Source organism: Pseudomonas sp. P1_A1 (genome assembly GCF_056406935.1).
On the sequence record NZ_JBFTZE010000001.1, the window covers coordinates 492633 to 519101 of the forward strand.

A 26469-nucleotide genomic window follows, 5' to 3' on the forward strand; every position below is an offset into this window, starting at 1 on the left:
GGTCAATCTTCCTTGTCTTTCAGCAGGTGGCCGGTGGTGGCATCGACGTCCAGCTCGCGCACCACGCCTTCGGCGGTCAGCAGCTCGACTTCATAAACATAGACGTCGTGTTTTTCTTCAAGCTCGGCTTCCAGCAACTTGGCCCCGGGATAGCGGTCCAGCGCTTGCTGCAAGAGCTGCTCCAGCGGCAGGATCACGCCCTGTTGGCGCAGGCGCAGGGCTTCGTCTTGATCCAGGTCGCGGGCCACGGCCACCGAGCAAAAAGCCAGAAGCACCAGCGCCATGCTTGAAAATGAAAGCACCTTCATTACGTATCCTGATGATCCCTGAGGACCTGCCCGCTGACCGCATCCAATTCCATATCCCACTCAATGCCTTGCGGGTCGCGCAGTTCCATCTGGTATTTGTACTTGCCGTACGCTTCTTCGAGCTCGGTTCCGGTGATGGTCGAGCCGGGGTGTTTGGCCAGAGCGGTGGCGTTGAGCGTCTCGAAAGACACAATGGTACCAGCGTCGCGCAGTCTCAGGGTTTCGTCGGGGCCCAGGTCGCGGGCATGGGCGAGGCTGGCGGTCAGGCTGATGAGGAACGCGGAGAACAGGGCAGTCAGGATTTTCATGGGGTGGCTCCATATTTTCTTATGTGTTGCCTACGGAGCGACCTTAGCGATTCGAACTTAACTGAAACTGAATTGCCATCATTGGGAATAGCTTACGCATAACCCGTAGGAGCTGCCGAAGGCTGCGATCTTTTGATCTTTGGCTGCGTCATAAACGCCAAAAATCAAAATCAAAAGATCGCAGCCTTCGGCAGCTCCTGCATTGATCGGGGACAATCGCAGCCCAAGAGGTGCTTATAATCCCTGCTTGCCAGACATCGAGACCGGTATGACCGCTATCCACATCAAGTTCCCTTCCCTGATCCTCAAGGCCGGCCCGCGTGCTCTGGCGCGCATCCGTGCCAACGGCTTGAGCGCTGCCGATGTAGGCACGTTGCCGGGCGCCGCCGGTGGCCCGAAAGCGCTGGGGATTCAGGGTCTGGACCTGGCGCTGTTTGGCGAATGGCTGCCGGCGGCGCCCCGGGAGCGTTCGCTGATCGGCGCCTCGGTGGGTTCCTGGCGGTTCGCCAGCGCCTGCCTGCCGGATGCCGCCGAAGGCATCCGCCGCCTCGGCCATCTGTACACCGGGCAGAACTTCGCCAAGGGCGTGACCATGGCGCAGATCAGCCAGAGCTCCCGGCGCATGCTCGATGACTTGCTCGACGGCCGCGATGCCTCGATTCTGGATAACGCCCACTACCGCCTGAACATCATGGTGGTCAAAAGCCACGGCCTGTTGGCGGACGATCATCGCGGCCGGTTGGGGCTGGGCCTGTCGTCAGTGATCGCCGACAACCTGCGCGGTCGCGCACGGCTGTCGCGGCATTTCGAGCGGCTGATCATCCACGACCCGCGCCTGGCACCACCGGTCAACGCGCTGAATGACTTCCCGTCGCGCTTTATCTCACTGAATGCCGGCAACCTGCGCCAGGCCCTGCTCGCCTCGGGTTCGATCCCGATGGTCATGCAAGGCGTGCGCGACCTGCCGGGCGCAGGCGCGGGGACGTTCCGCGATGGCGGTCTGCTGGACTATCACCTCGACCTGCCCTACAGCGGCAACGACATCGTGCTGTATCCGCACTTCACCGACCGGGTGATCCCCGGCTGGTTCGACAAGACGCTGCCATGGCGCCGCGCCTGCCCTGAGCGCTTGCAGGATGTTCTGCTGCTGGCACCGTCGAAGGAATACCTGGCACGCCTGCCCTACGGCAAACTACCGGACCGCAACGACTTCAAGCGCTTCATGGGCGATGCCCCGAGCCGGCAGAAGTACTGGCGCGCGACGATGGATGAAAGCCGTCGCCTGGGCGATGAGTTCCTCGAACTGACCGCCAACGGTCGCCTCGGCGAGCGCTTGCTGACCCTTTAGTCAGTGTTTTGCCCAGAGCTCTGGTAAACTCGCCTCCTGCCCACATCGCCGCGGCGATCGCCACCTGAAAGAGCTGAACATCACTGTGGAAATCTTCAAAGAATTTACCTTCGAATCCGCCCATCGCCTGCCCCACGTACCGGACGGCCACAAGTGCGGCCGCCTTCACGGTCATTCGTTCAAAGTGGCGATTCACCTGAGCGGCGACCTCGATCCGCACACCGGCTGGATCCGCGATTTCTCGGAAATCAAAGAGATCTTCAAGCCGCTCTACGAGCGCCTCGACCACAACTACCTGAACGACATTCCCGGCCTGGAAAACCCGACCAGCGAAGTGCTGGCCAAGTGGATCTGGAATGAGTTGAAGCCGTTGTTGCCGGAACTCAGCGCGATCCGGATTCACGAGACCTGCACCAGCGGTTGCATCTATCGCGGCGAGTAAAACGTAAATCCCACAAGGAGAATGCGTTTCGTCAGTGAATAGAGAAACAGCCTTCAATGGCTGTTTTTTATGCCTATGCTTTTGGGCTCGCACACGCCAAGAGGACGCACCCATGACTGACTGGCCGCTGGCTCAGACCTATCGTTTCAACGGGCACTCCGTTCGCTACGCCGTACGTGGCGACGGCCCGCCGCTGGTGTTCGTGCATGGCACGCCCTTCTCTTCTCATGTGTGGCACCGGATCGCGCCGCACTTCATCACCTCGCACCGGGTGTATTACTTCGATTTGCTGGGTTACGGGCAGTCCGCACAGCCGAACGGCGATGTGTCGCTGGGCGTACAAAACCAACTGTTGGCGCAATTGCTGGAGCACTGGGGCCTGGAACGGCCAGACGTGGTAGCCCACGATTTTGGCGGCGCCACCGCGTTGCGCGCGCATCTGCTCAATGGCAAGGATTACCGCAGCCTGACGCTGATTGACCCGGTGGCGCTATCGCCCTGGGGTTCGCCGTTCGTGCAGCATGTGCGTCAGCATGAAGCGGCGTTCAGCGGGCTGCCTGATTACATTCAACGGGCGATTGTGCCGACCTATATTCGTGGCGCGATCAAGCGCGAGATTTCCGATCAGGAGCTGGCGCCTTACGTGCAGCCCTGGCTGGGTGATTCGGGGCAAGCGGCGTTCTATCGGCAGATCGCGCAGATGGATGAGCGTTATACCCGCGAGGTCGAAACGCTGTACCCGACGATTCGCTGCCCGGTGCAGATTCTCTGGGGGGAAGACGATCAGTGGATTCCCATCGAGCGCGGGCGGGCGTTGCATCAGATGATTGCGGGGTCGCAGTTTCATCCCGTTGCGAATGCCGGGCATCTGGTGCAGGAGGATGCACCGGAGGCGATCATGGCGGCGATATTGCGGTTTTTGCCGTTGGCACAGAACGCCTGATCGACGGAGCCCCTCGCCACAAGGTTTTGTGACTACCTGCTTGCTGCGTTCCAATTTGAACCACAGCCGCACCGCTTTCGTGCCCCTCTTCAGGCCAAATCCGCCTGCTCGGCTATAAAGAACAACACCCTCGCGCCATTGGCACGAGCACTGCAACACCCTCGCGTCCTCCATCCAGCAAGGAATGCCACATGACGCAGAACGATCCGGGCAACGATTACCCCCTCAGCGAAGTCCCGATGCATGCCCGCAAGGGGCTTGCCTCCACGGCCATGGTGCTGCTGGGTTTTACCTTTTTCACAGCGACCATGTTTGCCGGCGGCAAGCTGGGGGTGGCGTTCAGTTTCGGCGAGATGCTGACGGTGATTATCGTCGGCAACCTGCTGCTGGGACTCTACGCAGCCGGGCTTGGCTACATCGCTTTCAAAAGCGGCCTCAATTCGGTGCTGATGGGCCGTTTCTGCTTCGGCGAAGTGGGCAGTAAGCTCAGCGACCTGATCCTCGGCTTCACCCAGATCGGCTGGTACGCCTGGGGCACCGCGACCGCAGCCGTCGTACTCGGCAAATATTTCCAACTGAGCGATGGCACCGTTCTGGGGCTGATGGTGCTGTTCGGCCTGGGCTTTTGCGCCACGGCGTACATCGGCTATCGAGGACTGGAGATTCTGTCTTACATCGCCGTCCCCGCCATGATGTTGCTGCTGATGCTGTCGATGTGGGTCGCGACGGTGAAGGTCGGCGGGCTCGAGGGTTTGCTGGCCGTGGTGCCGACGGCAACACTGGACTGGTCGACCGCGATTACCCTGGTGTTCGGCACCTTTGTCAGTGGCGCGACCCAGGCGACCAACTGGACACGCTTCTCCCGTTCGGCGCGGGTCGCAGTGCTGGCGAGCCTGATCGGCTTTTTCATCGGCAACGGCCTGATGGTGTTGATCGGTGCCTACGGCGCCATCGTCTATCAGCAACCGGACGTGGTCGAAGTGCTGTTGCTGCAAGGTTTCGCCATGGCCGCGATGGCGATGTTGCTGCTCAACATCTGGAGCACCCAGGACAACACCATCTACAACTTCGCCGTCGCCGGCTGCAATCTGTTGCGCACCGGTCGGCGCAAAACCGTGACCCTGGCCGGCGCGGTGATCGGCACGCTGCTGGCGCTGCTGGGCATGTACGACATGCTGGTGCCTTACCTGATTCTGCTGGGCACGGTGATTCCGCCGATTGGCGGGGTGATCATGGCGGACTTTTTCTTCCGTTACCGTGGGCAATATCCACGCCTGGCCGATGCCCGGTTGCCGGCGTTCAACTGGCCTGGCCTGAGCGCTTATGCGGTCGGCACCGTCGCGGCATTCAGCTCCCCGTGGGTCGCGCCTCTGGTAGGGATTGCCACTGCCGCGCTAACGTATGTGTTATTGACCGGCGTACTGGGTGCCCGTACCGCCGAAGCGCCACTACAAGATCTCTAAAAGGACTCGCCTGATGCACATCATCAACGCCCGCCTGCGCAACCAAGAAGGCCTGCATGAGTTGCACCTGGAAAACGGCCTGATTCACAGCATCGCCCGGCAAACCGAAGCCCCTTCACTGGGGCCAAATGACCTGGACGCCGGCGGTAATCTGGTGGTACCGCCCTTCGTCGAACCGCACATTCACCTCGACGCCACCCTGACTGCCGGCGAACCGCGCTGGAACATGAGCGGCACGCTGTTCGAAGGCATCGAGTGCTGGGGCGAGCGCAAGGCCACCATCACTCAGGAAGACACCAAGACCCGCGCCAAAAAAACCATCCAGACCCTCGCCGCCCATGGCATCCAGCATGTGCGCACCCACGTCGATGTCACCGACCCGGAGCTGACCGCGCTCAAGGCGATGCTCGAAGTCCGCGAGGAAAGCCGCCACCTGATCGACCTGCAAATCGTCGCGTTCCCCCAGGAAGGCATCGAGTCGTACCGCAACGGGCGCGAGCTGATGGAAGAAGCGATCCGTCTGGGCGCCGATGTGGTCGGGGGCATTCCGCATTTCGAATACACCCGGGACCAGGGCGTGAGCTCGGTGAAGTTCCTGATGGACCTGGCCGAACGCACCGGTTGTCTGGTGGACGTGCATTGCGACGAAACCGACGACCCGCACTCACGCTTCCTTGAAGTGCTGGCCGAAGAGGCCCGCAGCCGCGACATGGGTTCGCGTGTCACCGCCAGCCACACCACGGCCATGGGCTCCTATGACAACGCTTACTGCGCGAAACTGTTTCGCTTGCTCGGGCACTCGGGGATCAGTTTTGTTTCTTGCCCCACCGAAAGCATTCACCTGCAAGGCCGCTTCGACACCTTCCCGAAACGCCGTGGCGTGACCCGGGTGAATGAGTTGCTCGAAGCGGGGATGAACGTGTGTTTCGGTCAGGACTCGATCGTCGACCCGTGGTATCCGTTGGGCAACGGCAACATTCTGCGGGTGCTCGAGGCCGGTTTGCACATCTGCCACATGCTCGGTTATCGCAATTTGCAGAGTGCGCTGGACCTGGTCACGGACAACAGTGCCAAGGCGATGAACCTGGGCGATCGCTATGGATTGGAACTGGGCCGGCCGGCGAATCTGCTGATTCTGTCGGCGGACAGCGATTACGAGGTGATCCGCAGCCAGGGTCTGCCGCTGTATTCGATACGTGGGGGCAAGGTGTTGATGAAGCGGCAGATGCCGGTGGTTGAGTGGGCGGATCGGCTCTGAATCTTCGCTGACCGTTCGGGCGTCATCGCGAGCTGGCTCGCGATGACGGTCTCAAAATCACCCCATCAACCGCGCCGTCCCAAACAACCTGACCCGACTCAATTCGCCCTCCCGTTCTTCCAGCAGAATCGGCGCCGTGCCGCCGGGCATGACCACTTTCACTGCCCCGGCCGCCACCCAACCCACTCGCCACGCCGCGCACGCCACCGCACTGGCGCTGGTGCCCGACGACTCGGTCGGCCCTTCGCCACGCTCGAACACCCGCGCAACGATTCGCCCTTCGGATTCAAGCATCGCCCATTGCAGGTTCACGCCTGCCGCACACGGCTGCCCTGCCCCGGTCGGCGTGGCGTAAGCGATGCGGGTCAACCCTCCAGACAACTCCGGCTCACGCATTTGCGCGTTGCTCGGCAACGCATCGGCGCCTGTCACTAACGTCACACAATGGGGATTACCGATGCGCACGAACTGGCTGCGGTTCCAGGCAGGGTCGAGCGTCGATAATGGCCGCACATGGCTGACATCGCGCCCGTTCAACAGCACGGTTTCGACCCCTTGCGCACCCACCGCTTCAGGCCCGAACGAAGGCTGCCCCAAGTCCAGCCAGAACCCTTGCACGCCATCGATTTCGGCGGGCTTCACCGAAGTCGTCACTGGCGAGAGCGCATCGTTCTTGTCGTGATGAACCCTGAGCAGGCAAGCCTCCTCCCTCGGCATCAGCCCTTGTTCACTCAGGGCCTGGGAAAAAATCGTCAGGCCATTGCCACTGCGTTCAGCCAGAGTGCCGTCGGTGTTGACGATCAACAGGTCAAAAGGCGGCGACGATTGAAACGGCCCCACCAGCAAGCCATCGCAACGATGCGCCTTGCTGCCGGGCGGTTGTGTCCCGGGAGCCCAGCCGCAGAATGCCTCGATGGCTGACACGGCCCAGGTCTCACGGGTTTGCGCAGCCTGGCTGGCGTGGTCAGGCAGGTCGATACCACTACTGCGCAGGGCGTCAGGTGCCACCACCGCGTAGATATTGCCTCGAGCATCGTAGAACGGCGTCATGAATCGATCCTGAAGTCAGCTTGAAGAGCTTGTACTTTAGGCGCTGACAAGAGAAATCACATCTGCCAGACGCGCTTTATGACAGTCATGAAACGCCTGTCCTTTATTTCGAAATAGTTGGAACAACCTGTCAGTTATGACAGCAGACAATCTTCAGGACGCAGCACAGAGTGGAACTCTTCATCCAGATTCGGAAGACGACCATGAAAAGGGCACTATTACCTCTGCTCCTTTCCCTGATATTGACTGCGGCAGCCATCGCCGATGAAACAGTTCCGGTGCGCAATGGCACAGGAGAAGAAATCCTGTTGCAGGGTTTCCATTGGAACTCCAGCCGCAATACACCCGAAAAATGGTATGTGGTACTAACACGCTTGGCTGGTCAGATCGGCAACGATGGTTTTACCACTATCTGGATGCCGCCGCCGTGGCGGGACACTTCAAGTTGGGAGGACAGCAGCAAAGGCACCTCCGGTGGAGGTGAAGGTTATTTCTGGGGCAGCTTCGATAAAAACAGCCAGTACGGCACTGACGAGCAACTCAAAACAGCCGCCATGGCGCTGAATAAAGCCGGAGTGGAAGTCGTCTATGACGTGGTGCCCAACCACATGAATGACAGCAATGGAAATGATTCACTATTTCCCAGAGGTCACAGGGAATGGCGCCACGATTGTGCCGAGTGCGATGAAGGCGATTCATTTATCGACGGCAATGCCGATCTGAACACTGGCAATGCACATGTGTTCGACACCTTTAAAAATGAGCTCATCAACCTTCGCGAACATTACGCAGCCAAAGGCCTGCGCTTCGACTTTGTCCGGGGTTATGCACCGGAAACGGTCGACCGCTGGATGAAGGCTTTTGGCGATCAGCAGTTATGTGTTGGTGAAATGTGGAAAGGTCCCAGCGAGTACCCGGCCAACGATTGGCGCAGTAAGGCCAGTTGGCAGGACTCACTCAAGGATTGGTCCGATCGTTCGCGCTGCACAGTCTTTGACTTCGCCCTCAAGGAGCGGATGCAGAATGGTTCGATTGCAGAGTGGCGACATGGGCTGAATGGCAACCCGGATTCAACCTGGCGCAAGACGGCCATCACCTTTGTCGATAACCATGACACTGGCTACTCCCCGGGACGCTATGGAGGCCAACATCATTGGGCATTACCCGAAGAACTGCGCAATCAGGCCTACGCTTATATCCTCAGCAGCCCAGGCACGCCAGCCGTGTACTGGCCTGACATGTATGACTGGCAGCGCGGCGACCTGATTCGTCAATTGATCAAGCTTCGCAAGGAAGCCGGTATCAAGGCTGACTCGCCGATCCGCTTCCACACCCAATATTCAGGGCTGGTCGCTACGACAACAGGCGTGCGCAAGAGCCTGATCATCGCCCTGAGTTCCGACTTTGCAAAACTCCCCGAAGGACTGAGCCAACCGACGCTCACATCGGACAGTGGAAAAATCCGGATCTGGAGCACACCACCCGAACAGTCACCCGTCACTGTCCGCTTCACATGTGCCAATACCAGCCCTCAACCCGGGCAGAGTGTGTATGTCGCAGGTTCATCCATTGAACTGGGTGCCTGGGATCCCGCCCATGCCATTCGCCTGAACAATAACCCGCAGGAAAACCGCTGGACGGGCGCCATCGATTTGCCTGCTCAAAAAAATATTGATTGGAAATGCATCGTGCGTAGCGATGACCCGTCAGGCGCTGTACGTTGGCAACCGGATCCCAACGTCAACTTCACCAGTGGCGCAGTCAGTGAAACGCGAGGTACGTTTTAGGCATTCGGTTCCATTGCCGTGAAAAGCTTTCAAGGTCGCGGGACGCCGCCTGATATGCAACGATGTTGCCCTGCCTATCGTCAGCAACCCGCAACACCAAGGACTTTTCATGACTGCCTTCAATACTCCCGCGCCCGTCATCCCCGGACGCCTGGAACAGATGTCCACGCGCATCGCCTTTTTCATCGCCGGTTTCGGCATCGCGGCCTGGGCGCCGCTGGTGCCTTACGCCAAGGCACGGGCCGGGCTGGATGAAGGCACCCTCGGGCTGTTGCTGTTGTGTCTGGGGGTGGGCTCGATTCTGGCGATGCCCATGGCCGGGATTCTGGCAACGCGCTTCGGCTGCCGTCGGGTGTTGAGCGGCGGCACTTTGTTGATCTGTGCGGCATTGCCGCTGTTGGCGACGGTGTCTTCGATTCCGGCGTTGATCGCGGCGTTGTTCATGTTCGGCGCCGGCCTGGGCACGGTGGATTCGACGGTGAACCTGCAAGCGGTGATCGTCGAGCGGGCCAGCGGCAAGACCATGATGTCGGGTTTTCATGGGCTGTTCAGCCTCGGCGGGATCGTCGGCGCGGCGGGTGTCAGCGCCCTGCTCGGCTTGGGCTTTTCGCCGCTGGGGGCGATGTTGGTAGTGATCGTGATTCTAGTGCTGGCATTGCTCAAAGCCGCGCCGCACCTGTTGCCTTACGGCAGTGAAAGCTCCGGCCCGGCATTTGCCGTGCCTCACGGCATCGTGCTGTTTATCGGCGGGATGTGCTTCATCGTGTTCCTGGCCGAAGGCGCGGCACTCGACTGGAGCGCGGTGTTCCTGGCGCAGGAGCGCGGCATCGACACGGCGTATGCAGGCCTGGGTTATGCAGCGTTTGCGCTGACCATGACGCTCGGGCGCTTGACCGGCGACCGGATTGTTCGACGTCTTGGTTATACGCGAGTGATAGTGTTCGGTGGCTTGATGGCCGCATCGGGCCTGGCGCTGGCGACATTCGCACCGGCATGGGAAGCGGCGCTGGTGGGTTATGCGTTGTTGGGAGCCGGCTGTTCGAACATTGTGCCGGTGCTATACACCGCTGTTGGTAAACAGACCGTCATGCCCGAAAGCATTGCCGTGCCGGCCATTACCACGTTGGGCTATGCCGGGATTCTCGCCGGGCCAGCGGTGATCGGCTTTATCGCCCATGGCAGCAGTTTGAGTTTTGCCTTTGGGTTGATGGCGATGTTGCTGGTGGCGGTGGCGATTGGTGGGAAGGTGTTGAAGGTTTAAAAGCATCGCGGGCAAGCCCGCGATAAAGTTAACTCGGTCGATCAGAACCCGACGCTGGCCTGTACAAAGAACGTGCGTGGCGCGCCGACGTACATCCCCGAGTTGTTGTCGCTGGAACGGGTGAAATACTGCTTGTCGAAGATGTTTTTCACCCCGGCGCCGACTTTCAGGTTTGACAACTGCGAGCCGAAGTCATAACCACCGCGCACGTTCCAGGTCACATAACCCGGAATGTCACCGTACTGCCCGTCTGCGGAACCTTCGGTGATGTAGTTGCCGCTGAAGCTGCCATCGGCATTCACACCGGTCCCCGGCGAACGCTGTTTGGACTGGGCAAAGGCATCGAGGTTGTAGGTCCAGCGGTTGATGTCGTAACGCAGCCCGGCGGTGGCCACCTGACGCGAGTAGAACGGCAGATCACGGCCCTTGAAGCCCGGGATCTCGCCTTCGTACGTGGCGCGGGTGTAGGTGAAACCGGCGTTGGCGGTCAGGCCGTCAAGCATCGGGTTGAGCGCCGACATGTCGTAATGCACCGACGCTTCAAGGCCCTGGTGCTTGGTCGCGCCGAGGTTGGTCCAGCCCACGTCGTTGCTGATGTATTGCAGTTCGTCATCGAAGTCGATGTAGAACAGCGTCACTTCCCCGCCCCACACGTCATCGTTGTAGCGTGTACCGATCTCGTAGGTCTTGGCCTTTTCCGGGCTCAAGCCATTGGCGGTGTTGTCACCCGAACCACCCTGGCCGAGCTGGAAATATTGCAGGCTGCCGAACGAGGTTTCGTAGTTGGCGAACAGTTTCCAGGCATCGGACAGGTGATACATCACGCTCAAGGCCGGCAACGGTTCGTTGCTGTCGATGCTGCGGCGTTTTTCCTGCACCGGTTTGCCGGCGGTGTCGAGAACCGGCCTGTCATGCCATTCGGTGCTGATGCTTTCAAAACGAATGCCGGGGGTCACGGTCCAGTTGCCGACGTCGATCTTGTCATCGAGGTAAACGGCGTGGGCTTCGGTGCCCCCGGTGCGGTCCTGGAACACGTGACCATCGGAAGTTTTGCTGACCACCGGCTGATTGTTCACCAGCGCCAGACGGCTCGACTCTTCGTGCATGCCTTCTTTCAGGTAGCGATAACCGACGCTGGCTTCCTGCGTGGTCGGGCCCAGGTCGAACACATGGGACACCCGCGGCTCGATGCCGAAGGTGTAGTACGTGCGCGGGTAGGAGCTGAGGGTTTTCTGGTCGCGCGCGGCGATGGTGCTGCCACGGAAGCTGTCGGAATAGTAGGTCAGCACTTCGGCCTGGGTACGGTCGTCGATCTGCCGCGCCCATTTGAACGACACGTCCTTGCGGCGGCCGCTGAAGTTGTCGTGGTCGCGGTCGGACTGGAACGGATCGGCGTCGTACTGCTTCTGCGTCAGGCCGCCGGGCATGTCGGCGCTGGCGTCGTAGTAATGGAAGTTGAGGCTGAAATCGTCCTGATCGGTGGGCGCCCAGTGAGTCTTGAGGATCACGTCGTCGATGTCATTGCCGTTGTTGCTTTTGCGATAACCGTTGCCATTCACCCCCGAATACAACAGCGCCACGCCCACGCCGTTATCGGCGGTGCCGCCGAGAAACGCGGTGTCGATGTGTTTCCAGCCACCACGCTGGGTGGTTTCCAGGGTGGTGCCGATTTCACCGGTGGCTTTCTCCGGGATCGCGCGGGTGACGAAGTTGATCACGCCACCGACGTTCTGCGGCCCGTAACGCACGGAACCGGCGCCGCGCACCACGTCGATGCTGTCGAGGTTGCCGGAGGAAATCGGCGCCATCGACAGCTGCGGTTGGCCGTAAGGGGCGAAGGCAGCCGGCACACCGTCGATCAGTACGGTGGAGCGTGGCGACAGGCGCGAAGTCAGGCCGCGCACGCCGACGTTCAGGGAAATGTCGCTGCCGCCAGTACCGTTGGCGTCCTGCACTTGCACGCCGGGCACGCGCTTCAATACGTCGCCGACGTTCATGGCGCCCTGCTCGACCATCGCTTCACGGCGGATCACCGTGCGCGCGCCCGGATGGTTTTGCACCACGGCGGCGTCGGCGTCACCGAGCCAGTCACCAACCACCTTGATGTCGGTCACGCCCAATTCCAGCGGGCCATTTGAGGCGGAAGTCGGTGCCGGCATCAGCGTGACCGAACCTTCATCGATCTGGTATTGCAGACCGCTGCCTTGCAGCAATTGGCGCAAGGCCTGTTCCGGCGAGAGGTTGCCATCGACTGCCGGGGCCTGTTTGCCGGCCACCAGTTCCGGGCTGAAAAAAACCTGCAGCGAGGTTTGCTGGCCCAGCTGACTCAAGGCCTGGCCCAATGGCTGCGCCTGAATATGAATGGCGTCGGCGGCGAATGCCTGAGGCAGCGCCGAGCTGAGCGCCAGGGCAAGCGCGAGGGGCAGCCAGGATGATTTGTTATTTTTAGCGGTGGTTTTCTTCACGTCGAACGTTGTCCTGTGGATCGCAAGAGTGTGCGTCTGTTAATGCAAACCAGTTGCAGTTGGACAAGAAGACGAAGAACTCGAAAAAAACCTGAATCTATCGGGCAATTATTTCCTGGCTGCCGTCGTCGAGGGTGCGGATGGTCACCGGCAGAATGCTCGGCAAGGCCTTGAGCAGCGCATCGGTGTTGTCGGATTTGAACACGCTGGTCAGGCGCAGGTTGCCCACGCTGGCGCTGCCGACTGTCAGTGGTTTCTCCCGATAACGCGACACTTCTTCGGCCACTTCGCCGAGGCTGGCGTTGTTGAACACCAGTTTGCCGCTGCGCCATGCGGTCAGTTCCGCAGGGTTGACCGCATAGGCGGCGGCCACCTTGCCCTGGGCATTGATGCGAGTGCCGAAGCCGGCGGTGAGGCTGACGAAATCATCGCCGCCCCCTTGAACCCTGACCGTGCCCTGCTCCACCGCGACCCTTGTTTCGGCGCTGTCGCGGCGCACATCGAACCGGGTGCCGGTGACCGTGACCTTGCCGCTGCCCGCCTCGACCACGAACGGTCGACTGCTGTCGTGCTCGACGCTGAACATCGCCTCGCCTTGCGTCAACTCGATGCCGCGACGGTCCTTTTCATAGCGCACCTGCACCCGGCTGCGGCTGTTCAGATCAATCACCGAACCGTCCGGCAACGCCACATGGCGACGCTCGTCAAGGGCCGTGGAATATTCAGCCGTGTAGGTCGCCGGAGGGTTCAAGCCGCTGAACAGCCCCAGGCCGAACGCCACCGTCAACACGCTGGCGGCTATCGCGTAACGCACCAGCGGACGACGTTTACTGAGTGCCACCGGGGTTTCACACAAGGCGTGCAGACGCTTGGCCGGCAGCCGATCGGCCGCCACCCACAGGTTCTGCAGTATCTGATATTCGTTGCGATGCTGAGGGTGTTCGTCCAGCCAGATCTCGAAGCGGCGCTGCTCTTCGGCGCTGACGGCAGGTTCCTGCAAACGCACGAACCACCGCGCCGCGTCGTCGCGAACCGTTGTTTGCCCACACGCACAATCACGAGTATCCATCATGGAAAGTCCTGCCTGGCTGGGGATGAGAAGCCGGCGATCTGTTCGGGACGACGCAACATCATGGTTGTAACCCGTCCAGACGATCACGCAGATGCCGCAGGGTGCGGATCATATACTTTTCCACCATGTTCCTGGACAACCCCAGGCGTTCGGCGATTTCGGCCTGGGTCAGGCCTTCGATCTTCTGCCAGACGAACACCTTGCGGCAGTTGAGCGGCAACTCGGTGAGCGCCCGCTCGATGGAATCGGCCAACTGGATCGCGTGCATGAAATGCTCCGGGTCGCCGGACGACGACACACTGTGATCGATCGCCTCCGACTCCATGGCACCTCGCCGATCCTCACGCCGATAACCGTCCACCGCGATGTTGCGCGCGGTCTGATGCAAATACGCCCGAGGTTGCTGCACCGCCGCCGAATCGGACTCGAGCACCCGCACGAAGGTGTCATGGGCCAGGTCCTCGGCCTGCTGACGATTTCTCAGGCGACGGGTCCAGGTGCCGATCAACTCTTCGTAATGTTCGAAAAAACCGGGTCTGCGGGGCAGCTTGGGGGTCATTTGCGGCGTGCTGCGGGAAAGAGGTGCGAATAGTAATACTTCCTATTAAGCCCGGCAATTCATTCCTCCCTGCGTCGACGAGAGGGTCATCGTCCCCGCCAACAGCAAGGCTAGCGCACCACATAGCATTAAGGTTTCCCCCAATGCCTGACTCCAGGCTGCCAACATCAGCCCACCACCGATCAACAGGTAGTACAACAAACCGAACAGTGCGCCAGCAGTGCCCAGTCGATCGCCGTAATTCGCCAAGGCCGAGCCGAGGATGTTCGGGATTGCCATACCGAACGCCAATACCACCAGCAACATCGCCAGCACGAACAGAGCACTGTCCTGCATCAGCCATACGCCGATACCACCCAGCAATGCCGACAACGCCGCAAGCCGGATCAACCACGGGCCACTAACCCCGCGTTGGAGCAAGCGCTTGTTGAGCCAGGCGCCAAGCCCGGAGCCCAAGGCCAGGATCACACCGCTGTAACCAAACAGCTGTGTACTCAAACCCAGTCGCTCGAATACGAAGGGGCCGAGGCTGTAGTAGCTGAACAAGGCAACATTGAATAACGCCACCAATAGCGTCGAACGCCAGATATCGCGGTCTTGCAGCATCTGCCACAGTGTCTCGAACAGGTTGGCCGTGGTCAGGTGCTGTGGTCGGGTTTCCGGTAACGTGCGCCAGCACCACAGCAACAATCCAAGGGACAGTAGCAACAGACAGCCCTGCACCCCGCGATATCCAAAGGCTTGCACCAGGCTCGCACCGCTAAATAAGCCGATCGCCGGACTCGCGGCAAGGGCGATACCCATCACCGAAAACACCTGCGCCAGTTCCGCGCCCTTGAAGCGGTCGCGCAACAGGGTTTGTGTCACCACCGAGCCGACCGCCGCGCCAAATGCAGCCAGCGCCTGAGCCATCAGCAGCGCGCTGAAGGTGCTGACACTCAGCGCCATCACCGACGCACCGGCGTACAACGCCAGCCCGGTGAGCATCGAGGGCCGACGGCCAATACGGTCGCACACCCGACCCCACACCACGACGCCGAATGCAAAGGCCACAAAATACACCGACAGCGTTTGCGCCGCCGCTTGGGGGCTAACGGCAAATACCTGACCGATATCCGCCAACGCCGGGCTGTAAAGGGTTTGGGCGATTTGCGCAAACATCAGCAAGGCAATAGCCAGCACCAGCAGGTTTCTGGAATTCATCACGACTTCACTCCTAAAGAAAAAACTGCCGAGGAGTTTAAGAAGCCATGACTGACGTATTATCCAAATTCTGACAATTAATCATTGAAATCGGACAACCATGGCCTGGCTCGATGCCGATGCACCATTCAATCCCGACACCTTCCCGGCACCGGTTATCGGTATCGCTGCGACCCTGGGCGATCACGATTCCGGGCTTCATCGACACGCGCGCGGGCAGTTGTTGTTCACGCGTCAGGGCTGCATGCGCATCACGCTGACGCAGCAATTGTGCCTATTGCCGCCATCCCGCGCGGCATGGATTCCGCCGGGCATCATTCACCGCGCAGTGATGAAACAGAGCGTGGACTATCGATCCATTTACCTGAAACCCGAGTTATGCGCCGAACTACCGCCACAGGTTTGCGTCATTGAAGTCAGCCCGCTGCTGCGAGCGGTGCTGGAACCGATCGCCAAGGCCGACTTCGACACCGATTGGCAGCAGGGCAAGTTTGTCCACCTGTTGGGTCTGTGCCTGAGCGAAATACGCGATGCCGCACAACAACCGATGCTCTTGCCTCTGCCTCGGGACAAGCGTCTGGCGCCACTGCTCGCAACGCCAGAGCAACTGCCGCCGGTACTCCAGGTTCTGGAAAGACAGATCGGTGCCAGCGGCCGCACGATCAGCCGAATCTTCCAGCGCGAAACCGGCATGAGCTATCAGCAATGGCGCCAACAGTGGCGGTTGATGCGCGCCATGGAATTACTCGCCACCGGGCGCAACCTCAGTTACAGCGCATTTGAACTGGGGTTTGCCAGCGACAGCGCGTTCATTGCGTTCTTCAAGGACATGACCGGCATCACCCCTGGCGCGTGGCTTAGATAAGCGACGACTGGTTGCAGAAACCCATTGCGACAAAATATTACTTGCATCATATTACATTCGTAATAAGGAACCGTTTCCCACAGGTATATATCCATGACCAACATGCCCAGCCTTGAACCCGACCTTGCTGTCGCAGTGACCCCACCCAAGCCTCCCCTGCTCAAACGGCTGGTGCTGCTGACGGCGGCTATCGCGGCCCTGGTGTTCATCGGGCTGTACGCAACCCATTGGTGGACCGCCGGACGCTTCATTGAAGAAACAGACGATGCCTACATCGGCGGTGATGTCACGGTGATCGGCCCGAAAGTCGCGGGGTATATCGAAGAGGTACTGGTGACCGACAACCAGAAGGTCAAGGCCGGCGATGTGCTGATCCGGATCGACGCCCGTGACTATCGCGCCAACCTGGCCAAGGCCGAAGGCGCGGTGGCCGCTGAAGAAGCATTACTAGCCAACCTCGACGCCACTGAACAACTGCAACACGCGGTGATCGGCCAGGCCCGCGCCGGCATCGATGCCGCGGGCGCCGAAACCGCGCGCTCGCGGGACGATAACGCCCGCTACAAACGTCTGGTGGGCAGCAATGCCGTCTCGGTGGAAAGTGCACAACGGGTCGACGCCACCTTCAAGACGGCCCAAGCGCAGAGCGCCCGGGCCCAAGCCGAATTGCTGGCCGCGCAACGCCAATTGAACGTGATCGAAACCCAGAAGCAGCAAGCCCGCGCTGCGTTGATACAGGCGCGGGCCGAGCGTGATCTGGCGCAGTTGAACGTCGGCTACACCGAGTTGAAAGCCCCCGTCGACGGCGTGATCGGCAATCGTCGGGCGCGGGTCGGCGCTTATGCCCAGGCCGGTTCGCAACTGTTGTCGTTGGTGCCGGCCAGCGGGCTATGGGTCGATGCCAATTTCAAGGAGGATCAGCTAGCGCGGATGACGCCGGGCCAGCGCGTGATCGTGCATGCCGACGTACTCAAGGGACGTGAATTCCACGGGCATCTGAACAGCCTCGCGCCGGCCAGCGGTTCGCAGTTCAGCGTGCTGCCGCCGGAAAATGCCACCGGCAACTTCACCAAAATCGTCCAGCGGGTGCCGGTGCGGATCCTACTCGACCCGGCGGATGGCGTACTCGGTCATCTGCGTCCAGGCCTGTCGGTGACGGCCGAAGTGGACACCCGCGCCGAGCCTGAAGCTCAAACCCCGGCCGTGGCCAGCGCACCATGAGCCGCGCCCTCGCCGCCCCCGCGCAACCGTTCAACGCCGCCAACATGGCGACGGCGACCAAGGTGTTTGCCTTCGCCACGATGTGCATCGGCATGTTCATTGCGCTGCTGGATATCCAGATCGTCTCGGCGTCGCTGCGTGACATCGGCGGCGGGCTCTCGGCCGGCACCGACGAAACCGCCTGGGTGCAGACCAGTTACCTGATCGCCGAAATCATCGTGATTCCGCTGTCGGGCTGGTTGTCCCGGGTGTTCTCGACCCGTTGGCTGTTCTGCGCCTCGGCGATTGGCTTCACCCTGGCCAGCCTGCTCTGCGGCGTGGCCTGGAACATCCAGAGCATGATCGCCTTCCGCGCCCTGCAAGGGTTTCTCGGTGGTTCGATGATTCCGCTGGTGTTCACCACCGCGTTCTTTTTCTTCAGCGGCAAGCAACGGGTGATCGCCGCCGCGACCATCGGCGCCGTAGCCTCGCTGGCACCAACATTGGGGCCGGTAATCGGTGGCTGGATCACTGACATTTCGTCCTGGCACTGGCTGTTCTACATCAACCTGGTGCCGGGGATATTCGTGGCGGTGGCTGTGCCGATGCTGGTGAAAATCGACCAGCCGGAACTGTCGCTGCTCAAGGGCGCCGACTACCTGAGCATGCTGTTCATGGCGGTGTTTCTTGGCTGCCTGGAATACACCCTCGAAGAAGGTCCACGCTGGAACTGGTTCAGCGACAGCACGATTCTGACCACCGCGTGGGTCAGCGGCCTGGCGGGTTTGGCTTTCATCGGTCGAACCTTGCATGTGGCCAACCCGATCGTCGATCTGCGCGCCTTGAAGGACCGCAACTTCGCCCTCGGTTGTTTCTTTTCGTTCGTTACGGGTATCGGCCTGTTCGCGACGATTTACCTGACGCCGCTGTTTCTCGGTCGGGTGCGTGGCTACAGCGCGCTGGACATTGGCCTGGCGGTGTTTTCCACCGGGGTGTTCCAGATTATGGCGATTCCGTTGTACGCCTTTCTGGCCAATCGCATCGACCTGCGCTGGATCATGATGACCGGCCTTGGGCTGTTCGCCTTATCGATGTGGGATTTCAGCCCGATCACCCATGACTGGGGCGCCAGAGAATTGATGCTGCCGCAAGCCTTGCGCGGAATCGCGCAACAACTGGCGGTGCCGCCGGCGGTGACCCTGACCCTTGGCGGGTTGGCACCGGCGCGGCTCAAACATGCTTCGGGGTTATTTAACCTGATGCGTAACCTTGGCGGCGCGATGGGCATCGCCGCCTGCGCGACGATTCTCAATGACCGCACCAACCTGCACTTCACCCGGTTGGCGGAGAACCTCAACAGCACCAACGAAGCACTCAATCAGTGGCTGTCCCAGGTCGGCCATAACTTCGCCGCCCTCGGCCAGAGCGGTGACATCGGCGTCACCGCCAGCCTGCATCAACTGTGGCTGCTGACCTACCGCGAAGCGCAGACGCAAACCTACGGCGACGCGTTCCTGATGATCATGGTCTGCTTCATTCTCGCCACGGCGATGGTGCCCCTGATGCGCAAGGTACAACCACCGGCCGCGCCGAGTGCCGATGCGCATTGAGTCTGGCGCTACTACAAAAAATCAGTCCTGAGGCATCTTGCGGAAACCCACGGCCAGGCGGTTCCAGCTGTTGATGGTGGAAATCGCCACAGTCAGGTCGACCATTTCCTTGGGGCTGAACTCGGCGCTGAGCAGCGCATAGTCTTCGTCCGGCGCGTGGGTCAGGCTCACTTGGGTCATGGACTCTGTCCAGGCCAGTGCGGCGCGCTCGCGATTGGTGAAAAACGGTGCCTCGCGCCAGGCGGTCACGGCGAACAGCCGGCGTGGCGTTTCCCCGTCCTTCATGGCATCGGCAGTGTGCATGTCGATGCAGAAGGCGCAGCCATTGATCTGCGAAGCGCGCAGCTTGACCAGTTCGATCAGCGACTTTTCCAGGGGCAGTTTCGAGACAGCGGTTTCCAGGGCCATCATGGCTTTGAAGGCGTCTGGGGAGGCGGTGTAGAAATCGATACGGGTTTGCATGGCGAGCTCCAATCACAATGGGTGTTGGCGCTACGTTAATGCGGCCCCGAGGTTGAACAAATAGCCAATTATTGGGAAGTTGAGGATGCCAATAGACCAGAAGATTTTCAGTGATGGTGCCGACGCCTGCTCGCGAAGGCGCCGGAACAGGCAACCAACCTATTGGTGACTACGATTGCGCAACCACTGCAAAAACCCTTTTTTCTCCACCACCTTGGGTGTTTCCTGAATCAGCGTCTGAGCCTTGTTCAAGCGGAAATCCAGCAACGTCTTCATCGCTTCACCGATGTCATGCCGCGCATCCAGGCACGGTTGAAGGTATTCCCTTTCGATCCGGTACAAGCTGCAGGTCGTCTTGGCTTTAAAGTCCGCYGGCATCGCCATATCGGACAAAATCCCGCCCTCGCCGATCACCTCTCCCGGCCCCATGCGCCCGCTTTCGATCTTGACCCCGCCGCGGCTCAGCTCCACCGACACGACGCCGGATTCAATGATGAACAGATGATCGCTGACCTCCCCCGCCGGCAGAATCATTTCTCCGGCGCGGAAGGTTTGCAGCTTCATGTTCTGGCTGAAGGTTTCTTTCTCTTCCTGACGCAGGGTCGAGAAGATGTTCGAGCTGTCCAACAACGCCCGTTGCCGTGACAAGGCCGCAGGAGCGTTGGGCTCGACGTTCGACAACAGGATGACGCCGGATGCCTGCAAGTGCCGGAACGCCAGGTCGAACAGCAGATTGCGCACCATGCGTTTCTGATCCATGGAGACCACGAAGCCGCTGATTTCATATTCCACGCCGGTGCTGCCGGAGCTTTTCAACGCCACGCACGGTGCCGGTTTGTCCAACAGAAAGCGGCACCCCTGCATGGCCCGTTCCAGGGCATCGATCACCGTTTGCGGACGCGCGTGGGGGCTCACTTGCAAACTGATCGAGACGCCGAAAATATCGCTGGGCCGGCTGAAATTGACGATCTTGGCCTTGGCCGCCAGGGAGTTGGGGATCACCGCCATGCTGCCTTGGGAGGTTTGCAGGCGTGTGGCGCGCCAATCGATGTCGGTGACTCGACCTTCGGTGCCATCGATGGAGATCCAGTCACCCAGTTGATAGGGTTTGGTGGTGTTCAGGACGATCCCGGAAAACACGTCGCTGAGGGTACTTTGCAAGGCCAGGCCGACGACGATCGCCAACGCGCCGGATGTCGCCAACACGCCCTTGACCGGCAACTCAAGCACGTATGCCAGGGCGGCGATGACCGCGATCAGGAAAATCACCGCGCCGAGCAGGTCCTGCAACAAGCGCCCGGTGTGCCCGACCCGTTGCATCATCACCGCGCCGAGCAACACCGTCAGGGTGCGCGCCGCGTACAGCCACCAACCAATCTGCAAACCGGTTGCCGCCAGGTGCAACGCCACATTGTCGGCCCAGGGCGCCGGCGCCATGGGGTTCAAGCCTTCGTTGAACAGCAGCACGCTGAACAACGCGAAAATCACCACCCGCGCGGCCAGTTTCCAGTTGCTGCTACTGGCCGTGATCAAACGCCACAACACCAGATCGATCAGGATCAGGATCAGCGCGCTAAGCAACGGGTGATTGGTGAGCAGTGACAGCATCAAGCAACTCCAACAAAGGCCAATGGCGTGAAGATCTCACAGATTGTAGGAGCTGGCGAAGCCTGCGATCTGTAAAACGCCACAAAACCAATGTGGGAGACTCCAGGTTGCGGAGCAACCCACTACTGCGTTGAATTCAACCGCTCATCCGGCCGAACCGGCCCGACTGGAAGTCGCTGAAGGCCTGATGGATTTCCTGCTCGGTGTTCATTACAAACGGGCCGTGGCCGACGATGGGCTCGTCGATCGGCTCGCCGCTGAGCAGCAGCACGACTGCATCGTTGTCGGCCTCGAGGCTGAGCTGATCACCGTTGCGTTCGAACAATGCCAACTGCCCGTCACGTACCAGTTCCTGACCATTGACCTGAACCGCACCGCGCAGCACCACCAGTGCGGTGTTGCGTCCTTCATGCAGATCCAGGGTCAGCAACTTGCCGGCGTTCAAGCGCACATCCCACACGTCGATCGGCGTGAAGGTCCGCGCCGGGCCTTTGTGGCCGTCGAACTCACCGGCAATCAAGCGCAGGCTGCCAGCATTGTTTTTCAGCGGGATACGCGCAATGTCGCCGTCGAGAATCGTCTGGTAACCGGGCTCGGCCATCTTGTCCCTGGCCGGCAAGTTGACCCACAGCTGCACCATTTCCAGGGTGCCGCCGGTTTTGGCGAAACCTTCGGAGTGAAACTCCTCATGAATGATCCCCGAGGCCGCGGTCATCCATTGCACATCGCCGGGGCCGATCTTGCCGCCGCTGCCGGTGGAGTCACGGTGCTCCAGTTCGCCCTTGTAGACGATCGTCACGGTCTCGAACCCGCGGTGCGGATGCTGACCCACGCCACGACGCTCGGTGGTCGGAGTGAATTCGGCGGGACCTGCGTGATCCAGCAGCAGGAACGGGCTGATGTGTTTGCCCAGGTTGTCGTAGGAAAACAGCGTGCGAACCGGAAAACCGTCGCCGACCCAATGAGGTCGTGGACTGGTGTAGATACCGATGATGTTTTTCATCTTTGCCTCTGAATCTGTTGTGTGACGCGATGGATAAAGCTTAAAACCATGACCTTTGGTGCACTAGACTGCAAAAATCAGTCTCATCGTTCTATCTGGAGAACAATGGAGGAAGATTTTTTGATCTTCCAACAGCCCATTCATGACTTGCGGTAAACAGTGCTTTGCCAAACCAGCGGTTTTTCTCAAGGGTGCAGCCGGGGATACTCCCGCCCATTCCCACTGCAACCCCTGGAGTCATTGATGTCTATTCCCGCATTCGGTCTTGGTACGTTTCGCTTGCAAGGCCAAGTGGTCATCGATTCGGTAAGCACCGGTCTTGAGCTGGGTTACCGGGTCATCGACACCGCGCAAATCTACGAAAACGAAGCCGAGGTTGGCCGGGCTATCGCTGCCAGCGGCATTGCCCGCGAAGAGCTGTTCATCACCAGCAAAATCTGGGTCGCCAATTTTGCCAAAGACCGGTTGATCGACAGCCTCAAAGAGAGCCTGGATAAGCTGCAAACCGACTATCTGGACCTGACGCTGATCCACTGGCCATCGCCGGAAGATCAGGTGCCGGTCGAAGAGTTCATGGGGGCGCTGCTCGAGGCCAAACGACTGGGCCTGACCCGCCGGATCGGCGTGTCCAACTTCACGATCGACCTGATGAAGCAAGCCATCGCTGCGGTCGGCGCCAAGAACATCGCCACCAACCAGATCGAGCTGCACCCGTACCTGCAAAACCGCAAGGTCGTCGAATTTGCGCAAAGCCAGGGCATCCAGATCACCTCTTATATGACCCTGGCCTATGGCGAAGTGCTGAAAGATCCGGTCATCCAGCAGATCGCCGATCGCCTGCAGGCGACACCGGCCCAGGTCACCCTGGCCTGGGCCATGCAACTGGGGTACGCGGTGATCCCCTCTTCCACCAAACGCACCAACCTGCAAAGCAATCTGCACGCCTGCACCCTGACCCTGAGCGACGCCGACATGGCGCTGATCGCGGGCCTGGATCACGGCCAGCGGCTGACCAGCCCCAAGGGCATTGCGCCGCAGTGGGATTGAGTTTCAGCCTTGTTTCAAGTGATTATCCAGCGATGACATCGCGCGCTGCAATTGATCGACGGCTTCGTCGAGCAGCGCCGAATCCCTCACATCGATGACGCGCTCCAGTTGTTCGCAATGCTCAACCAAGCGCTGTGCCCGAACCATGCGCGCACCGCCCTTGATGCGATGCGCCAGGTCACGCAGCACACGGTGATTGCCACTGGCGTGCGCCTGGAGCAGATCATCCCGATCCACCCGGTTGGTCACCATCAGTTCGTGTACCAGGCGATCAATCAACGTGCGGTCCGTGCCGACGTATTGCTCCAGGCCACTAAGGTCCATCTCCGGCGTTGAGGGTTCTGCGACAGGTTCTGGCACCGGGTTCACAAACCTGGACGCCAGCCAAGTGTTCAACTCCGCCAGCAGGATGGGTTTGAACAGGCAGTCGTCCATGCCCGACTCCAGGCATCGGGCCTTCTCCTCGGGCCGCGCATTGGCGGTAAACCCCAGAATCAGCGTCGGCGGCAATCCCTGGGCGCGCTCTTCATCGCGTATTGCACCGGCCAGTTCATAACCGCTGAGCATCGGCATATTGCAGTCGGTGACGACCAGATCGAACCCATGCTCACGCCACAACTCAAGTCCCTGCGCGCCCTCTTCGGCCTCCAGAACATGATGCCCCAGGTGACTCAGTTGTCGCGAAAGCAACAATCGATTGGCCGGGTGATCATCGACCACCAGAATAGTCAGTGGCCGTGTCGGCGCCTGCAACCCGCTATCCACCCCGCCACTGGAAGGTAACGGTGACAAGGCGGTCAGCTCAAGGTCAATGTCCACTCGCGTGCCTTGTCCAAGGACGCTGTCGAGTTGCAACCGCCCGCCCATCATTTCGCACAGCGTGCGGCTGATCACCAAACCAAGGCCAGAGCCGCTTCGGGCTGACTGTCGGCCGTTATCGGCCTGGATGAACGGGCTGAACAACCGTTGTCGGTCGACGGTGCTGATGCCTATGCCGGTGTCTTCAATCTGCACGCTGACCGCCAGATGTCCTGACATGACGGCCGCCACTCGCAGCGTTAGGCTCACTTCACCCTCATGGGTGAACTTGATGGCATTGCTCAGCAGATTGGACAGCACCTGCTTGAAACGGATGGGATCGATCAACACATAGCAGTCGCTGTGTTCGTCCAGATCGATTCGCCACACGAGCGATTTCTGCCGTGCAAGTCCCTCGAAAACCCGACACACCGATGCCACCAGCGCCCGCAGATTGGCCCGTTCAGGGCTCAGGGATAAATGCCCAGACTCGATCCGCGCGATATCCAGAATGTCGCCGATCAGCGCCAGCAATTGTTGGCCGGCACTGGACGCCACCTCGATGGCAGAACGGTCGATGACGCCTTCATCCGCGCGCATCAGGGCCAGTTCGAGCATGCCGATCAGCGCGTTCATCGGCGTGCGGATCTCATGACTCATGGTCGCCAGAAAGGTGGTTTTGGCGCGATTGGCGTCGTCCGCCACGTCCTTGGCGTCCTGCAATTGCTGCAACCATTGCTGGCGCTGGCGGATCTGCCGGCGCTGCCAGGCAATCCAGACCAGGGCGAGCAACAGCAAGGCGCCAGCCACGGCAAACGCTTGAACAATGCCTTGACGATGACGCAGCCAATAGCTGTCATCCACCACCACGTCATTGCTCCAGCGGGCCACCAGATCGTCCATCTCCTGGGGCGAGATGCTCAGCAACGCCTTGTTCAGAATCGAGTGCAACTCCAGCGCGCCACGGGCAGTGGCCAGGGCGATGCGGGCGGGCTGATCGCCCACGGTGCTGCTGACACGCAGCTGCTCGTGATACTGCCGGGCGATCAGGTAACGGGCGACGATCAATGAACTGAGCGTCGCGTCAGCCCGCCCCCCGATCACCCATTCCATACCCTCCGCCGGACTTTGCACCTCGACCAGGCGCACCTGCGGCGCCCGGGCCTGGATGAAACCGAACAACGGATGACCGCGATAAATGGCCAGGCGCTTACCGGCCAGATCGTCCAGCGTCCTGGGGCTGCCCACTTTCGTTTTACTGACCAGCACGAAAGGGTTACTAAGGTAAGCGCGGGTAAAGAGCAACGCGTCTTCACGCTCGGTACTGGGCGTGACTACCGGCAGCAGGTCGATCTCGCCGTCCCGAAGTTGCTCGATTTGCCGGTCCAGCGAGTGGCCGCGTTGCACCTCAAAGGTCAAACCGCAGCGCTGGCTGATCAGCGTCAGCAACTGTGCCGTCAACCCGCTCAGCCGACCTTGGGCATCATAGAATGTCAGCGGGGCAAAGTTGTCGATCGCACCGACAGTGACCGTCGGATGCCGATCCAGCCAGCGTTGCTCGCTGACGCTCAAACGCACCTGCTGTTGACCCGCCGTGCTGGCCCTGCCGGCACTCCAGCGCACCTCAACGGCCAAGCGCTGCTCCATGGGAATCGCTGCCAGCGCCTTGTCGACGATGCCTTTGAGACGCGGGTTGTCCGCCGCCAAAGCGAAGCCGAACGGATTGGCATCCAGACCGGAAGGCCCCGCCAGCTGAACGTTATTGAGGTAGTTGTTGTTGATCAGGTAATTGGCGCTGATGAAGTCACCCAGGTACACATCGCACTGACCGAACGCCACCGCCCCGAGCGCGTCGAGGGTCGAGGGGTAACGCTGCAAACGTGCGTCGGGATAAAAATCTTCAACAGCCTGCGCCTGCAAATAGTCTTCAACCATGGCAATACATTTGCCGGCAAGATCGACAGGCATCCGCTCGTCCAGCCGAGTGGCCAGCATCGGCTGATCTTCGGCATAGGCCCGGGATCTGGTCAGCGACGGATCGGCCGCCTCGAAGTTGTTCGATGTCCCGAGCAGATCCAGTTCATGGCGCTTGAGGGCATCCATGGCGGCTTCACGGGTGGCATAACGCAGCACCTCGATCCTGACGTGCAGCAGTTGCCCCAACAGTTCGGCGTAATCGGCCGTGATGCCCTCCAACTCATCGCTGTGACGTGTCACCTCGAATGGCGGGTAGTCGGGGCCCGTCACTCCGAGGCGCAGGGTCCGTTTATCGCGTAGCCATTGCCAGTCCGTTTCATCCAGCTTGACCTGAAAGCTCTGCGCTGTAGAACGCCCCAGCAGACGCAGCGGGTGCGGCTCGTCGGCCATCGCAGGGGAAACCTGCGTTGCAAGGCACAGCATCAACGCCCA

22 protein-coding genes are annotated in these 26469 nt (G+C 60.4%); 11 read left to right on the forward strand and 11 right to left on the reverse strand.

Annotated features, from left to right (window positions below; translation table 11 throughout):
* Window positions 1–2: 2 nt before the first annotated feature.
* Together AC1D2Q_RS02340 and AC1D2Q_RS02345 are read right to left on the reverse strand one after the other, a co-directional pair.
* Window positions 3–308: a PepSY domain-containing protein gene (locus AC1D2Q_RS02340; protein WP_477812114.1), complete on the reverse strand. Its 306-nt coding sequence runs from the start codon at window positions 306–308 to the stop codon at window positions 3–5.
* Window positions 308–616 carry a PepSY domain-containing protein gene (locus AC1D2Q_RS02345; protein WP_477812115.1) on the reverse strand — a complete coding sequence of 103 codons (309 nt, stop codon included), beginning with the start codon at window positions 614–616 and terminating at the stop codon, window positions 308–310. Before AC1D2Q_RS02345 ends, AC1D2Q_RS02340 begins: the two co-directional genes overlap by 1 nt.
* A gap of 268 nt (window positions 617–884) precedes the next feature.
* On the opposite strand from AC1D2Q_RS02345, the gene AC1D2Q_RS02350 reads away from it, so the two are divergent.
* The 5 genes from AC1D2Q_RS02350 to codA all read left to right on the forward strand — a co-directional run bounded on the left by AC1D2Q_RS02350 (window position 885) and on the right by codA (window position 6070).
* Window positions 885–1964 (forward strand): patatin-like phospholipase family protein, encoded by a 1080-nt coding sequence (locus tag AC1D2Q_RS02350; RefSeq protein WP_477812116.1) that lies wholly within the window; start codon window positions 885–887, stop codon window positions 1962–1964.
* An 85-nt stretch (window positions 1965–2049) separates the two neighbouring features.
* Window positions 2050–2406 carry a 6-carboxytetrahydropterin synthase QueD gene (gene queD / locus AC1D2Q_RS02355; protein ID WP_007933061.1) on the forward strand — a complete coding sequence of 119 codons (357 nt, stop codon included), beginning with the start codon at window positions 2050–2052 and terminating at the stop codon, window positions 2404–2406.
* Between the two features lie 112 nt (window positions 2407–2518).
* Window positions 2519–3349, forward strand: a complete 831-nt coding sequence (locus AC1D2Q_RS02360) for an alpha/beta fold hydrolase (protein WP_477812117.1) — start codon at window positions 2519–2521, stop codon at window positions 3347–3349.
* Window positions 3350–3540: 191 nt separating this feature from the next.
* On the forward strand, window positions 3541–4812 hold the full coding sequence (gene codB, locus AC1D2Q_RS02365) for a cytosine permease (protein ID WP_105344218.1): 1272 nt from the start codon (window positions 3541–3543) through the stop codon (window positions 4810–4812).
* 13 nt (window positions 4813–4825) lie between these two features.
* Window positions 4826–6070 (forward strand): cytosine deaminase, encoded by a 1245-nt coding sequence (gene codA / locus AC1D2Q_RS02370; RefSeq protein ID WP_105344220.1) that lies wholly within the window; start codon window positions 4826–4828, stop codon window positions 6068–6070.
* A gap of 57 nt (window positions 6071–6127) precedes the next feature.
* Here the strand turns inward: codA and AC1D2Q_RS02375 are convergent, their stop codons facing one another.
* Entirely contained in the window at window positions 6128–7120 is a 993-nt protein-coding gene (locus tag AC1D2Q_RS02375; protein ID WP_477812118.1) for a diaminopimelate epimerase, read from the reverse strand.
* Window positions 7121–7323: 203 nt separating this feature from the next.
* Here AC1D2Q_RS02375 and AC1D2Q_RS02380 point away from each other — a divergent pair, with 203 nt between their 5' ends.
* Window positions 7324–8907, forward strand: a complete 1584-nt coding sequence (locus tag AC1D2Q_RS02380) for a glucan 1,4-alpha-maltotetraohydrolase domain-containing protein (protein ID WP_477812202.1) — start codon at window positions 7324–7326, stop codon at window positions 8905–8907.
* A gap of 109 nt (window positions 8908–9016) precedes the next feature.
* Window positions 9017–10168: an MFS transporter gene (locus AC1D2Q_RS02385; protein WP_477812119.1), complete on the forward strand. Its 1152-nt coding sequence runs from the start codon at window positions 9017–9019 to the stop codon at window positions 10166–10168.
* 41 nt (window positions 10169–10209) lie between these two features.
* On the opposite strand, the gene AC1D2Q_RS02390 is transcribed toward AC1D2Q_RS02385, so the two are convergent.
* The 4 genes from AC1D2Q_RS02390 to AC1D2Q_RS02405 form a co-directional block, all read right to left on the reverse strand.
* Window positions 10210–12633: a TonB-dependent siderophore receptor gene (locus AC1D2Q_RS02390; RefSeq protein WP_477812120.1), complete on the reverse strand. Its 2424-nt coding sequence runs from the start codon at window positions 12631–12633 to the stop codon at window positions 10210–10212.
* A 97-nt stretch (window positions 12634–12730) separates the two neighbouring features.
* A complete protein-coding gene (locus tag AC1D2Q_RS02395) occupies window positions 12731–13705 on the reverse strand; it encodes a FecR family protein (RefSeq protein ID WP_477812121.1) in 975 nt (324 codons plus the stop codon).
* 58 nt (window positions 13706–13763) lie between these two features.
* Window positions 13764–14264 carry a sigma-70 family RNA polymerase sigma factor gene (locus AC1D2Q_RS02400; RefSeq protein ID WP_007933071.1) on the reverse strand — a complete coding sequence of 167 codons (501 nt, stop codon included), beginning with the start codon at window positions 14262–14264 and terminating at the stop codon, window positions 13764–13766.
* A gap of 45 nt (window positions 14265–14309) precedes the next feature.
* A complete protein-coding gene (locus AC1D2Q_RS02405) occupies window positions 14310–15467 on the reverse strand; it encodes an MFS transporter (RefSeq protein WP_477812203.1) in 1158 nt (385 codons plus the stop codon).
* 100 nt (window positions 15468–15567) lie between these two features.
* Here AC1D2Q_RS02405 and AC1D2Q_RS02410 point away from each other — a divergent pair, with 100 nt between their 5' ends.
* The 3 genes from AC1D2Q_RS02410 to AC1D2Q_RS02420 all read left to right on the forward strand — a co-directional run bounded on the left by AC1D2Q_RS02410 (window position 15568) and on the right by AC1D2Q_RS02420 (window position 19142).
* Window positions 15568–16332: an AraC family transcriptional regulator gene (locus AC1D2Q_RS02410; protein ID WP_477812122.1), complete on the forward strand. Its 765-nt coding sequence runs from the start codon at window positions 15568–15570 to the stop codon at window positions 16330–16332.
* 93 nt (window positions 16333–16425) lie between these two features.
* A complete protein-coding gene (locus tag AC1D2Q_RS02415) occupies window positions 16426–17553 on the forward strand; it encodes an HlyD family secretion protein (protein WP_477812123.1) in 1128 nt (375 codons plus the stop codon).
* A complete protein-coding gene (locus AC1D2Q_RS02420) occupies window positions 17550–19142 on the forward strand; it encodes a DHA2 family efflux MFS transporter permease subunit (protein ID WP_477812124.1) in 1593 nt (530 codons plus the stop codon). The genes AC1D2Q_RS02415 and AC1D2Q_RS02420 overlap by 4 nt, the downstream gene beginning before the upstream one ends.
* A gap of 21 nt (window positions 19143–19163) precedes the next feature.
* On the opposite strand, the gene AC1D2Q_RS02425 is transcribed toward AC1D2Q_RS02420, so the two are convergent.
* From AC1D2Q_RS02425 to AC1D2Q_RS02435, 3 genes are all read right to left on the reverse strand, one after another.
* Window positions 19164–19604, reverse strand: a complete 441-nt coding sequence (locus tag AC1D2Q_RS02425) for a carboxymuconolactone decarboxylase family protein (protein ID WP_477812125.1) — start codon at window positions 19602–19604, stop codon at window positions 19164–19166.
* Window positions 19605–19763: 159 nt separating this feature from the next.
* Window positions 19764–21212, reverse strand: a complete 1449-nt coding sequence (locus tag AC1D2Q_RS02430) for a mechanosensitive ion channel domain-containing protein (RefSeq protein ID WP_477812126.1) — start codon at window positions 21210–21212, stop codon at window positions 19764–19766.
* Window positions 21213–21348: 136 nt separating this feature from the next.
* Window positions 21349–22215 carry a pirin family protein gene (locus AC1D2Q_RS02435; protein ID WP_477812127.1) on the reverse strand — a complete coding sequence of 289 codons (867 nt, stop codon included), beginning with the start codon at window positions 22213–22215 and terminating at the stop codon, window positions 21349–21351.
* Between the two features lie 243 nt (window positions 22216–22458).
* On the opposite strand from AC1D2Q_RS02435, the gene dkgB reads away from it, so the two are divergent.
* Complete coding sequence (dkgB, locus tag AC1D2Q_RS02440; RefSeq protein ID WP_477812128.1) at window positions 22459–23262, forward strand: 2,5-didehydrogluconate reductase DkgB; 804 nt, start codon at window positions 22459–22461, stop codon at window positions 23260–23262.
* 3 nt (window positions 23263–23265) lie between these two features.
* Here dkgB and AC1D2Q_RS02445 read toward each other — a convergent pair whose 3' ends face one another.
* Window positions 23266–26460, reverse strand: a complete 3195-nt coding sequence (locus tag AC1D2Q_RS02445) for a transporter substrate-binding domain-containing protein (protein WP_477812204.1) — start codon at window positions 26458–26460, stop codon at window positions 23266–23268.
* Window positions 26461–26469 lie beyond the last annotated feature (9 nt).

What these genes read in the sequence shown, in the direction of transcription:
- AC1D2Q_RS02445 (WP_477812204.1), bottom strand. Translation starts at nt 26,460, where the DNA reads ATGCTGTGCCTTGCAACGCAGGTTTCCCCTGCGATGGCCGACGAGCCG.
- AC1D2Q_RS02405 (WP_477812203.1), bottom strand. Translation starts at nt 15,467, where the DNA reads ATGAATTCCAGAAACCTGCTGGTGCTGGCTATTGCCTTGCTGATGTTT.
- AC1D2Q_RS02420 (WP_477812124.1), top strand. Translation starts at nt 17,550, where the DNA reads ATGAGCCGCGCCCTCGCCGCCCCCGCGCAACCGTTCAACGCCGCCAAC.
- codB (WP_105344218.1), top strand. Translation starts at nt 3,541, where the DNA reads ATGACGCAGAACGATCCGGGCAACGATTACCCCCTCAGCGAAGTCCCG.
- AC1D2Q_RS02350 (WP_477812116.1), top strand. Translation starts at nt 885, where the DNA reads ATGACCGCTATCCACATCAAGTTCCCTTCCCTGATCCTCAAGGCCGGC.
- AC1D2Q_RS02400 (WP_007933071.1), bottom strand. Translation starts at nt 14,264, where the DNA reads ATGACCCCCAAGCTGCCCCGCAGACCCGGTTTTTTCGAACATTACGAA.
- AC1D2Q_RS02395 (WP_477812121.1), bottom strand. Translation starts at nt 13,705, where the DNA reads ATGATGGATACTCGTGATTGTGCGTGTGGGCAAACAACGGTTCGCGAC.
- AC1D2Q_RS02360 (WP_477812117.1), top strand. Translation starts at nt 2,519, where the DNA reads ATGACTGACTGGCCGCTGGCTCAGACCTATCGTTTCAACGGGCACTCC.
- AC1D2Q_RS02410 (WP_477812122.1), top strand. Translation starts at nt 15,568, where the DNA reads ATGGCCTGGCTCGATGCCGATGCACCATTCAATCCCGACACCTTCCCG.
- AC1D2Q_RS02380 (WP_477812202.1), top strand. Translation starts at nt 7,324, where the DNA reads ATGAAAAGGGCACTATTACCTCTGCTCCTTTCCCTGATATTGACTGCG.
- codA (WP_105344220.1), top strand. Translation starts at nt 4,826, where the DNA reads ATGCACATCATCAACGCCCGCCTGCGCAACCAAGAAGGCCTGCATGAG.
- AC1D2Q_RS02340 (WP_477812114.1), bottom strand. Translation starts at nt 308, where the DNA reads ATGAAGGTGCTTTCATTTTCAAGCATGGCGCTGGTGCTTCTGGCTTTT.
- AC1D2Q_RS02385 (WP_477812119.1), top strand. Translation starts at nt 9,017, where the DNA reads ATGACTGCCTTCAATACTCCCGCGCCCGTCATCCCCGGACGCCTGGAA.
- AC1D2Q_RS02375 (WP_477812118.1), bottom strand. Translation starts at nt 7,120, where the DNA reads ATGACGCCGTTCTACGATGCTCGAGGCAATATCTACGCGGTGGTGGCA.
- AC1D2Q_RS02415 (WP_477812123.1), top strand. Translation starts at nt 16,426, where the DNA reads ATGACCAACATGCCCAGCCTTGAACCCGACCTTGCTGTCGCAGTGACC.
- AC1D2Q_RS02435 (WP_477812127.1), bottom strand. Translation starts at nt 22,215, where the DNA reads ATGAAAAACATCATCGGTATCTACACCAGTCCACGACCTCATTGGGTC.
- dkgB (WP_477812128.1), top strand. Translation starts at nt 22,459, where the DNA reads ATGTCTATTCCCGCATTCGGTCTTGGTACGTTTCGCTTGCAAGGCCAA.
- AC1D2Q_RS02345 (WP_477812115.1), bottom strand. Translation starts at nt 616, where the DNA reads ATGAAAATCCTGACTGCCCTGTTCTCCGCGTTCCTCATCAGCCTGACC.
- AC1D2Q_RS02425 (WP_477812125.1), bottom strand. Translation starts at nt 19,604, where the DNA reads ATGCAAACCCGTATCGATTTCTACACCGCCTCCCCAGACGCCTTCAAA.